At 40.1% G+C, this 3,104-nt stretch carries 4 protein-coding genes and 1 pseudogene; 1 reads left to right on the top strand and 4 read right to left on the bottom strand.

Going from position 1 to position 3,104, the window contains the following annotated elements:
* Nucleotides 1-610: pseudogene (locus tag ACUVXA_RS18870) on the top strand (hypothetical protein); the annotation flags it as partial.
* A gap of 66 nt (nt 611-676) precedes the next feature.
* Here the strand turns inward: ACUVXA_RS18870 and ACUVXA_RS18865 are convergent.
* The 4 genes from ACUVXA_RS18865 to ACUVXA_RS18850 all read right to left on the bottom strand — a co-directional run bounded on the left by ACUVXA_RS18865 (nt 677) and on the right by ACUVXA_RS18850 (nt 2,963).
* Nucleotides 677-1,351, bottom strand: coding sequence for an HAD family hydrolase (locus ACUVXA_RS18865; protein WP_445872836.1), 675 nt, complete (start codon nt 1,349-1,351; stop codon nt 677-679).
* Between the two features lie 56 nt (nt 1,352-1,407).
* On the bottom strand, nt 1,408-1,956 hold the full coding sequence (locus ACUVXA_RS18860; RefSeq protein ID WP_445872835.1) for an NUDIX domain-containing protein: 549 nt from the start codon (nt 1,954-1,956) through the stop codon (nt 1,408-1,410).
* Nucleotides 1,957-2,012: 56 nt separating this feature from the next.
* A complete protein-coding gene (locus ACUVXA_RS18855; RefSeq protein ID WP_445872834.1) occupies nt 2,013-2,495 on the bottom strand; it encodes a DUF2085 domain-containing protein in 483 nt (160 codons plus the stop codon).
* Nucleotides 2,496-2,759: 264 nt separating this feature from the next.
* Nucleotides 2,760-2,963 (bottom strand): hypothetical protein, encoded by a 204-nt coding sequence (locus ACUVXA_RS18850; protein WP_445872833.1) that lies wholly within the window; start codon nt 2,961-2,963, stop codon nt 2,760-2,762.
* Nucleotides 2,964-3,104: the final 141 nt, after the last annotated feature.

Raw genomic sequence — 3,104 nt, 5'->3', positions numbered from 1 at the left:
GTTCGGAGACGCGTACGTGATTTTTACCGGAAAAGAGATCGCCCCCCTGGGATACGGCTGGATTTTTCCTAAGGATGGTATGCTTTCTGTGGGTGTGGGTTCGGCGGCGGGTATGATGGATAGGAAACCGGCGGAGTATTTGAAATATTTTATGAAGCATCCGGCTGCAGCGCAGTTTCTGGATGGTGGCAAGGTGGTTATGAGCCGTGGTGCCTTTATACCTTATAGGCGGGTCTTTACTCCGAGCTACTCCGCGGGTCTTTTAGTGGCGGGAGACGCGGCGGGCATGGTTTCACCGGTCACCGGGGAGGGCATCTTTTTCGCGGTTAGGGCGGGTATGGATGCTGGAACAACTGCGTCTGAGGCTGTACAGAGTAAAGACTTTTCTGCCGATTTTCTCTCAAAATATGAGCAGAGGTGGATGAATTCGATCGGCCATAATCTGGGATTCCAAGCCCAAGTTTTTGAGGAGACGATTGGGAAAATTCTTAAAATGGAGGATAAATCGGTTCGCAGGGAGCAGTATGAGAAGGGTGTGATTGAAGCCTTTTTAAAGTATATAGCTTATGTAGCAGAGTATTCTACAAGGAAATTGAAAAAGACAGCTTAACAACCGTTTTTAGAATCATTCGCAAAAAATTAGAAGGAATACTTTTTAATTTTTTACTTTTAACCTTTAATCTTCTACGATGAGGTAGGGGAGTATTTCTCTCATATCGTGTATGTTTAATATAATTTTTGCGTATTTTTTCAGGCCTTCCGAGGGATTAACGGCTATACTATATTTTGCTTCTAGGAACATGGGCAGGTCCATTTCATCGTTGCCGATGACTGCGCATTCTGAGGACTGCACTCCGGCATCCTGGGATACTTTTAGGAATAATTCGGCTTTTTTCTTGGCGTCTACTACTGGGCCTGTGAGCCTTCCGGTGAATTTGCCGTCTACTACTTCGGCAGAGTGACTGTACACGTAGTCCAGTCCCAGTTTTTCCTTTATTGCTTGAAGTGCGGTGTTGCTACCTCCACAGCTTATCAGGCCGATTATGTATCCCGCATCCTTCAGTTTTTGAATGGTTTCTTCTGCGCCTTCTCGGAGCTTGAGTTCTCTCATCAGTTTTAGAGCTTTCTCAACCTCAACGCCCTCCCAGTATTTGGCCGAATTAATTATGGCGTCGTTGAAGGAGATTTTTCGTGCACGTAAATCTTTGAGAATCTTCCCAACTTCTTCTTCTTCTTGTATTCCGAGATTTTTTGCTAATTCTACACTGTGGCTATCCCCATCGTATAAAACTCCGTCAAAATCGAAAACCACCATGCGTAATTCTTTGTCCTCAAACTTGACTCTGCGCATTTTTCAATCACCATTATTTGTATTTGATTCGAATAAGCTAATTTCTGTTAATGTAGTTATAATGCTTTCTTGATTTTTATACCCGCATCCTCCAGCATTTCGATCTGGAACCCGTACCACCAGTCTGGTACCTGGATTATATCTTTTTCATTAATTTCTTCAAAGAGCTTAACCTTTTGTACCTCCCCCCCGGGTTTTAAAGTTCCCCTTAGTGCTCGGGTGGAAAAAGCGATAAGAATTGCATCCACCTGTTCACCACCATTTAAGAATCGAAAAATGTAAACCCCTAAGAGTTTTTCCACCTCCACCTCTACCCCGGTTTCCTCCCTTATTTCCCTAATTACCGCTTGTTCATAACTCTCATGTATTTCAGGTTTTCCGCCGGCTAGTATCCACCCATCCATTTTCATTGGGTTCCCATAGGCATCTCTTACTTCAACGGGTTTTTTAATCATCACTACTCCCTTTTTCATCTTAATAACAGCAACCACTCTCAACCACTTTTCCTCCACAAAATAGTCGAAGATGGATCTTATTACCGGTATCTCTATGATTCTTTTCCTAGCATTCTTGTAACGGGAGAAAAGGGAATCCAAAGACCTCATAACCATCACTAACCAGAAAAACTCGAATACTAGTTAATAATCATTCAATAAAAGCTTTATTCTATTTCCTCTTTCCCTTTTCCCACATACTTGTCCGATTTGAGACCATACTCTCTAATGACTCTCCTATATAGTCCTATTGCAGCGAATATGAAAAATATAATAATCGTAACTATGGTCCAAGTCACATTGGAAAACCTCAAAAAGGTTATCCCAAAACCAAGAGCGTAGCCGGTGGATACCCTAATATAATTTTTACTCTCTCTACCAAAAACGCTCTGAGTCCACCAATCAACCATTGCAGGCAGAGCCAACCCAATCGCCAAAAGCAGACTTAAATTCTGATCCATTTGGGTAATAATCGAAAAGGACTGTAACAAGATACCGGAAATGAATCCCAGAGTTAGCCCAGTGCATCTGGCACAAATATAAAGTTTTTTACCAAAAATATTCAAACAAAGGGCTCTGTCTAGGTGATCCTCTTGATGATGTGATAATAAGTATAGTATAGCTCTCTTGAAGTCTTTACGATTAACCATAATACCACCACTTCTAAAAACCAGAACAAATAAAGTGAATTCACAAATTATTTAAAAGATGGACCATTTAGATTATACTATCTACTTTTATCTAGCATTATTACAAGACTAATCTTGGACGGTTAAAAAATCTTTTCAAAATGTTCATTTCCAAAAATTCGGTATTAATTTCGGCTCTAAGACGTTAATAATATTTAGTTAACAGGTTTCAGAAAAAAATAGTAAAAAAATAGTGGACAGTTACGTAGAACGGTATTACTTGTTTTACTCTCTTACGACTAGATAAATGATGAGCCCAATGATTCCTAGAAGGATACAGATAATCAGCCAGAGAGCACCGTTCATGCCCCTAGATTGAGCGTCTCTGTATACCCAGATTGCGATGATAATGCCTATGACACACCATACTAGGATGATAATCCAGGTAAGGGCCATGGCGCCAAACATCTCGAATTGTAGTGGTAACATTCATTTTCCTCCTTATTTGTATAATTATGTGGGATTTGTTTTTTGTTATATAAATATTTCCGATATTTTTCTATAAAAGTCGCTCATTATTATTTTTTTCAAGTAAATTTATGTTCTTATTCCTAATAATAGGCACTAATT

The organism is Candidatus Jordarchaeum sp. (genome assembly GCF_052745115.1).
Note: the sequence above shows the minus strand (reverse complement) of the source record. Positions and strands in the feature narration are given on the sequence as shown.